Source organism: uncultured Ellagibacter sp., from assembly GCF_934636505.1.
GTDB lineage: Bacteria > Actinomycetota > Coriobacteriia > Coriobacteriales > Eggerthellaceae > Ellagibacter.
Genome location: NZ_CAKUAL010000088.1, coordinates 1 through 7,007, shown reverse-complemented (window position 1 = coordinate 7,007; position 7,007 = coordinate 1). Strand labels below are relative to the sequence as shown.

General features: G+C 64.8%; 7 protein-coding genes. All 7 read right to left on the bottom strand.

Features of this window, described 5'->3' with window-relative positions; translation table 11 throughout:
* Positions 1–523 precede the first annotated feature (523 nt).
* On the bottom strand, positions 524–1,363 hold the full coding sequence (gene ispH, locus Q0G18_RS08545; RefSeq protein WP_297152007.1) for a 4-hydroxy-3-methylbut-2-enyl diphosphate reductase: 840 nt from the start codon (positions 1,361–1,363) through the stop codon (positions 524–526).
* Positions 1,360–2,190 carry a lysophospholipid acyltransferase family protein gene (locus Q0G18_RS08540; protein WP_297152004.1) on the bottom strand — a complete coding sequence of 277 codons (831 nt, stop codon included), beginning with the start codon at positions 2,188–2,190 and terminating at the stop codon, positions 1,360–1,362. Before Q0G18_RS08540 ends, ispH begins: the two co-directional genes overlap by 4 nt.
* Before the next feature lie 81 nt (positions 2,191–2,271).
* Positions 2,272–2,946, bottom strand: coding sequence for a (d)CMP kinase (gene cmk, locus Q0G18_RS08535; RefSeq protein WP_297152001.1), 675 nt, complete (start codon positions 2,944–2,946; stop codon positions 2,272–2,274).
* Positions 2,943–4,337 (bottom strand): 3-phosphoshikimate 1-carboxyvinyltransferase, encoded by a 1,395-nt coding sequence (gene aroA, locus Q0G18_RS08530; protein WP_297151998.1) that lies wholly within the window; start codon positions 4,335–4,337, stop codon positions 2,943–2,945. The genes cmk and aroA overlap by 4 nt, the downstream gene beginning before the upstream one ends.
* Positions 4,327–5,499, bottom strand: coding sequence for a prephenate dehydrogenase/arogenate dehydrogenase family protein (locus tag Q0G18_RS08525; RefSeq protein ID WP_297151995.1), 1,173 nt, complete (start codon positions 5,497–5,499; stop codon positions 4,327–4,329). Before Q0G18_RS08525 ends, aroA begins: the two co-directional genes overlap by 11 nt.
* 63 nt (positions 5,500–5,562) lie before the next feature.
* Positions 5,563–6,381: a pseudouridine synthase gene (locus Q0G18_RS08520; protein ID WP_297151992.1), complete on the bottom strand. Its 819-nt coding sequence runs from the start codon at positions 6,379–6,381 to the stop codon at positions 5,563–5,565.
* A 2-nt stretch (positions 6,382–6,383) separates the two neighbouring features.
* Positions 6,384–7,007 (bottom strand): SMC-Scp complex subunit ScpB (gene scpB / locus Q0G18_RS08515; protein ID WP_297151989.1); only part of this gene is annotated, 624 nt, incomplete at its 5' end.

The following is a 7,007-nucleotide window of genomic DNA, read 5'->3' as shown; positions in this document are numbered from 1 at the left end:
CCCGCCCCGCCGCTTCCTTCCGTCCGCGGCGCAAGGAGATATATTACGCGCACCCCCTCCCGCGGTCAAGGGGCTTTCTCGCCTTTTTCCCGGGAGGGGGCGCCTCAGGGGCCTGTTTTCCCCATATGACCTGGGACGACGCGCTTCTATCACCCTTCCAGCCGCATACACATTTCCTCCATAAGCCCAGGAAGGGGGGCGGGAGGCGAGAAAGCAACCCTGCATTTAGGGGCGCTTCGCCGCAGGGGGGCTCCCCGCCGCAAGGAGATTCCCTCCGCCCTACGGCAACGCCCCATGCTATGCAAAGAGGCCGGGCGACTCTCGTGCGCCCGGCCTCTTAGATAGATAGATAGATAGGGCGGTCGCCTCCAGCATTCGCCCCGCAGAGGAGATTTCACTTCGGCACGCTGCTTATATATGCGCGGCTACCCTCCGGCGCTTCTATCTCGTGGGACAGAAGCGCCGCGCAGGAGGCGGCGCCTTCAACGAGCCCGCACGCTTTCAAAGAATAGAAGGGTCCGCTCTACCCCAAGCTGGCGATGCGCCCCTCGACGGCGGCGATCTGATCTTCCGGCGTGCTCGCACCAGCTGTGATGCCCACCTCGGTGCACTGGTCGAACCAGGCAGGATCGAGCTCAGAAGCGAGCTCAATGTGATGCGTGTTCCCGCACACCGACGAGCAGATCTCGGCAAGACGGGTCGTGTTCGATGAGTTGCGCCCACCGATGACGATCATCGCATCGACTTCCCGAGCAAGCGCCGCCGCGGATTCCTGCCGCTCGCGCGTCGCGAGACACACCGTATCCTTCACCACGCACTCGACGCCACGATCTCGAAGTGCTGCAAGCACCTCTTCGAACGCCTCGCGCGTCTGGGTGGTCTGCACCACCACCCCCACCTTGCCCAAAAGGCTTGCCGGCACGTCCGCCGCCCTCCCGGCGACGAGCACTTCCCCGCCAGCCTCTCGCGCGTAGGCGACGAGCCCCTCGACCTCGGGATGGCCCGCCTCGCCCACGACGACGACGCGCCCGCATTCGCGAGCAAGCTTCGCCGCCGCCTTCTGCGCACGGGCGACATGGGGGCACGTGGCGTCGACCACGGGAAGCCCGCGTGCCTCTATCTCGCGTCTGACCTGCGGCGTAACACCATGGCTGCGAATAATAACGCTGCCTTCGACGGCTTGCTCGGGGCTTTCGACAGCGCGGATGCCCCGCTCGGCAAGCTGCGCCACGACCTGAGGGTTGTGAATCAGCGGGCCAAGCGTGACGGCGCGCGATCCTTTCGACACGGTATCAAGCGCCATGTTGAGCGCGCGCTGGACCCCGTAGCATGCTCCCGCGCATTTCGCCCGCGTCACCTTCATTTCGACTCCTTCGCCGCGATGATCTCCTCGGGGGTATGCTCGGGAATCACATGATTCGCGAACACCTCCGTGAAGTCGCGCCCGTCGGGGAACAGCGCCACCATGTCGACCTCATCGCGCGGCACGCGCTGGGAGAGGGCAAAGCACTCGCGCATCGCGTACCACGTGCATCCCTCCAGGCGGTCTTCCTTGGGGAGGAAATCGAAATCGCTGACGAGCAGGGGCAAACCGAATTCCATCGTGATCTTGGGGAAGCGGAAGAACTTGCCCTTCTGCTTCACGTACTCGGCGTTGCGAACGGTCATAGGGAGGATAGGCGCATGCCCCATCTTCGCGATGAACGCGGCGCCGGAGTGGATCTCGGGTTTCTTGGTTCCCTTGCCGCGGCGCGTCCCCTCGGGGAGGATGCCGACGAGCTCGTTGTTCTTCAGGTTGCGCGTCGCGCGCTTGATGGCCACGCGGTCGGCAGCATCTCGTTTGATGGGGAATGCGCCGACGCGCGAGAGAATCTGGCCCGCGAGACCGCGGGCATTGTCGAAGAGCGTCTCGCGACCGAGCAGACGTACCCACTGGCTGGGACGGCATGCGATATACATGCAGGCCACGTCGAGAAACGACGTGTGGTTCGCCACGAGAAGCACGCCCGATTTCTTACTGAATGCCCGCAGGTTCTCGCGCCCATCGACGCGATAGCGGAAGCAGATTTTGAACACGAAGGCGACGACCGCCCAAACGATGTTCCCAAACCAATGGGGAATCTGCTTTTCGGTCGACGTGCCCCCGAGCGGCATGTCCCACATCTTCTCGTATGGCAGAAAGACGCTCATGCGCAGCCCTTTCTCTTGAATATGCGCGCGAACCCTGCAAGTTGGGCGCCCCGCCCCGAAAGGCCGGACGCCATTTTGCGATTACCCCTGAGCCTGCTCGGCACGCGAGCAGATGAAGGAGATGATTTCCTCGATGGTTTTGCCGGTGGAATCGAGATGCACGGCGTCTTCCGCCGGCTTGAGGGGCGACGCGGCGCGCGAGGAATCGATCTCGTCGCGCTTCTTGATGTCGGCGAGAACCTCCTCGTAGTTCGTCGAACCCACGTGACGCTCCTCGTTCTGCTTGACGCGGCGAGTTGCACGCTCCTCCGCGCTTGCCGTGAGGAACACCTTCACGGGTGCCTCGGGGAAAACGACCGTGCCGATGTCGCGGCCCTCGACCACGTAGTCGCCCGCGCGACCGATGCGTTGCTGTTGGGCAACAAGTGCCTCGCGAACTGCGGGAACGGCGGCAACAGGCCCCACGGCGCGGTCGATTTCGGACGTGCGGATGGCATCGGTCACCTCCGTGCCCGAAATGAAGACGCGACGGGGAACGGGGTCGCCCTCGACGTGCCCGAACTCGATTTCGTTGTCGCGCGCGATCGCGCCGAGCGCATCGGCGTCGTCGAAGGAAACGCCGTCGGCGAGCGCCTTCCACGCGATGGCGCGGTACATCGCCCCCGTGTCAAGGCACGAGAACCCGAGCCGCTTTGCCGCTGCCTTAGCGACGGTTGACTTGCCTGCCCCCGAGGGGCCATCGATTGCGACGATCATTTCGCCAGCCTTTCAATATCGGCGCGAAAGCTCGGATAGCTTACGCGAACTGCCTCAAAATCACGGATAGACACGGGATGGGCTCCCGTGAAGCCAACAAGCGACCAGGTCATCGCAAGACGATGGTCGCCCAGGGAATCGAACACGAGCCCCTCGGGCGCGACGAGACCCGGCTTGCCCTCGATATGCAGGTCATCGCCTTCGGCCCACGCGCGCACGCCAAGCTTGGAAAGTCCCTCCAAGATGGCCGCGAGACGGTCGGTCTCCTTCACGCGCAGCTCTCCCACCTCGTGAAAGACCGTCGTGCCTTCCGCGTGGGCAGCCACAAGGGCAAGCACGGGAATCTCATCGACGAGCGAGGCGATCTCGCGCCCCGCAACCTCACACGAGCGCAGATGCTCGACGTAGGAAACCGAGATGGTGCCGCAAGGTTCCTCCCCCGCGCTGCCCGTCGGCTTCAGGGTGATGTCGGCGCCCATGCGCTCGAGCACCCGCACGAAGCCGATACGCGCCTCGTTCAAGCTCACGTTCTCGATATCGATCGCGCTATCGGGACGAAGAGCCGCCGCGCACGCCATGAACGCCGCAGACGAGGGGTCGCCCGGCACGTCGACGTCGCAGGCGTGAAGGCTCTGCCCACCAACGACGGAAGCCTCCCCTGGCGCCGCTTCGACGTCGACGCCGAAGCCGGGGAGCATGAGCTCGGTGTGATTGCGCGAGGGCGCCGGCTCACGAACGCTCGTCATGCCCGATGCGAAGATGCCGGCGAGCAGAATCGCCGTCTTCAGCTGGGCGGAAGCAACCGGCGAGTCGTAGGAAATCGCAGCGAGATCGCGCGTTCCCGTAATGGAGAGCGGGAGCGTCGTCGCGCCTTCCGGGGCGAACCGAGCGCCCATCAGCTCGAGCGGGGCCGCGATCCGGCGCATCGGACGGCGGCGAAGAGAATCGTCGCCCGTGAGCTCGACGGTGATGTCCCATGGCGCGAGCACGCCCATGAGCAGGCGAACCGTCGTGCCGGAGTTGCCGCAGTCGATGACGCCCTCCGGCTGCGAAGGGCCTAAGCCGCCCCAGCCGCGGATGTCGCCCGCAAGGCTTCCGTCGGGCTGCTTTTCGAGGTTGGCCTCGGCGCCCAGAGCGCGCACGGCGCCGATGGAGGAGCGCACATCGGCGGAGTCGAGCACGCCGGACACATGCGAAGTGCCTTCGGCCATCGCGGAGAAGAGCACCGAGCGATGCGAAATCGACTTGTCGCCAGGAACGCGAACCGCACCGGACAGCGGACGGGCGAGCGGCTCGATGAGGGTTGTCTGCCTGGTTGTTACATCTGCGGGCTCGGCGTGTGCTGCAGCGTCACCGCACACGGAGGACGCCGGTTGTTCGTTAGTCGACATGGATATGCTCCTTCGGGGAGAGCGGATTGAACGACACCGAGAAGCCTGCGCCGATGAGCTGGGCAGACAGCTTTCCAACATCGCCCTCGTCGGTCAAAACGAGCGAGAGCACGGCGCGATCCTCGGTGATGTGATCGATTTCGATCGATTGGATATTGCAGCCAGCGGAGCTCGCGATTGTGGTGACCTCCGCGACCACGCCCTTTCGATCGGACATGGGAATGCGAACCTCGAGGAGCTTGTCGGTCGAGGGAACCCAAGCGGCAGGCAGCGCGCGGCGGGCCTGTGCCGCCTCCTCGAGAAGCCGCGTCGTCGCCTCGCGGTCGTGCGCGTCGATGGCGTCTGCGAAATCGCCGATGATGCCCTGCATCTCGCGCAAACCGCTCGTGAGCGCGCAGGCGTTGTCGAACGCGATGCCGCACCACAGCTTCGAAGAGCCCGCCGCAATGCGCGTGGAATCCTTGAAGCCGCCCGCCGCAAGGCGCATGAGCGACTGCTGATCGTCGGCATGTCGGCTTGCCAACTGCATGAGCGAGGCGGCAACAACGTGGGGAACATGGCTTACGACGGCAATGGAATCATCATGCTCATCAGGTGCTATGGCAACCACGCGCGCGTTCAGGCTCGTGATGAGCTCATGCAGGCGCTGGAAATGCTCAGGCGGCGTGTCCGCATCGGGGCACAGAATCCAGTTAGCACCCTCGAAAAGATCGGGGCGGGCACCGTCGATGCCGTTTTTCTCCGAACCCGCCATGGGATGGCCAGGCACGTAGTTGCGGCGGTACGGCAGAATCTCTTTCGTCGCCGCAAGGATGTGAGCCTTCGTGGAAAGCGTGTCGGTGACGACGCCGCGATAATCCCAATCGCGCAGAAGGCTCAGGTAATCGTCGACCGCCGCAACCGGCGTCGCCAAGACGACGAGGTCGGCACGCTCTTTCACGAAATCGGAGAACGCCTCGCTTTCAGGGGCGCAGGCGTTCGCCACCCACCCGCGCGAGATTGCCTCGCCGCAAGTTCGCGAATCGACGTCGACCCCGAACACCTCGATGTCGGGGTCGCATTTTGCGATGGCAGCCGCAAGCGACGCGCCGATAAGCCCCAGCCCGACCACGGCGATGTGGTCGAACCCGTGCGGGACCTTATTTGTTGTATCTTCAGACATGCACAAACCTTTTCCTCGTGCCCAAGTCCTCATCGCCCGGGCAGCAGTCGTTTAGTTTAGCAGTTACGAGCAGATCGCGGCCTTCAGTTCGCCGACTTCCACATCCGTGAGCTCGCGCCATGAGCCGCGGGGCAAATCTCCCAGCTCAAGCGGACCGAAGGAAGAGCGATGCAGTGCGATGACCGGATAACCCACCGCCTCGAGCATGCGGCGAACCTCGCGCTTGCGTCCCTCGCGCAAGCCGACGAGCACATAGCTCCCCGTCTTCTCGCGAACCGCCCGGCTGCGCTTGCCGGTGTGCGAGGCGTTGATGCCGCCCGCACCCTTGCCCGTCCCAATCGCGCGCGCGGCCTTTTGCGCATCGCTGCCCCGCAAAAGCTCGGCACGAGCGGGAAGCGTCATGCCGTCAGAGAGGGCAACACCACGGCGCAACCGCTCAAGCGCCTTGGCATCGGGCGTCCCTTCGACCAGGGCAAGGTAGCGTTTCTCCACATGGCGGCGCGGGTGCAGAAGCGCGTTTCCCAGCTCGCCGTCGATCGTGAAGAGAAGAAGGCCCGTCGTGTCGCGGTCGAGGCGCCCCACGGGGAACAGCCCCGGGAACCGATCGACGGGGACGAGGTCGGCAACCGTGGCACGGCCCTGAGGGTCGTCCATTGTGGTGACGTAGCCTGCGGGCTTATGAAGCATGATCGTGACGTCGCCCTCAGCAAGGCGCACCGGCGCTCCGCCGTCGACACGAATCTCGTCGCTGCCAGGATCGACCGAGCACCCCAGCTCAGCAGGCTGCCCGTTGACCGTGACGCGACCGGCGACGATGATTTCTTCGGCATGGCGGCGCGACGCGACGCCCGCACGCGCAAGAAACTTCTGCAGGCGCATCATAGCTACTCGTCTTCCGTTTCGAACGTGAGCTCATTGAAGTCGATCTTGTCGACCACGCCGAAGCCCTGGGCCATGGCCTGGCGAAGCATCTCCTGCGCCGAACCGTCGTCCATACCGGAAAAGCCCTCTTCCTCGCCGTCTTCCCCTGCCTCGTCGCGCGACGCAGCCGCGCGGCAACCCGCATCCTGTGAGAACAGCGACTCGGGCGCCGTATGCCCCACGAGCGCCTCGCCCGCGACAGCCCCGCTCATGTCGCCTTCCTCGTCGTCGTAGACGATACGGTCGAGCACATCGCCCTCATCGCGTTCGAGAGCGGTGCCGCTTGCCTCGTGAGCTGCGGAAAGGCGCTCTCGGATGAGCGTGCGCGTGGAATCGTCGGGGGCGAACTCGGAAAGGTCGGGCAGGTCGGCGGTGGAGCGCAGGCCGAACTTCTCCAAAAACGCGCGCGTCGTGGCGTAAAGCGTAGGGTTGCCGGGCGTGTCCGCAGTCCCCGCCTCGCGCACGAGGCCCTTTTCCACCAGGGAGTTGATGGAGCTGTCGGAGTTCACACCGCGCACGCTCGCCACCTGGGCGCGCGTCGTAGGCTGGGTATATGCCACGATCGCGAGCGTTTCCATGGCGGCTTG